The 252-nt window shown below is 72.6% G+C and carries 1 protein-coding gene; it reads right to left on the reverse strand.

Translation table 11 applies throughout. The annotated features are described in order from the left end of the window. Positions 1-252, reverse strand: a 252-nt coding sequence (locus PUR56_RS43695) for an ABC transporter permease subunit (protein ID WP_443034612.1), incomplete at both ends; no start/stop codon positions are given.

The raw sequence follows: 252 nt of genomic DNA on the forward strand, positions 1-252 counted from the left end.
ACGGCGAGGAGGGTGCCGCCGATGCCGCCCTTGCCGCCCTTGAGGGCGGCGCCGCCGAGGGCGGCTGCGGTGATGGCCTTGAGTTCGAGGCCCTCGCTGCCGGAGACGGGTTGGCCGGAGCCGGTGCGGGCGGTGAGGAGGATGCCGGCGACGGCGGCGACGGTGCCGATGAGGGCGTAGACGGCGATGAGGTATTTGTTGATGTTGATGCCGGCGAGGCGGGCGGCGGTGTCGTTGCCGCCGATGGCGTAG

Source organism: Streptomyces sp. BE303 (assembly GCF_036290945.1).
In the GTDB taxonomy this organism is placed as follows: Bacteria; Actinomycetota; Actinomycetes; order Streptomycetales; family Streptomycetaceae; genus Kitasatospora.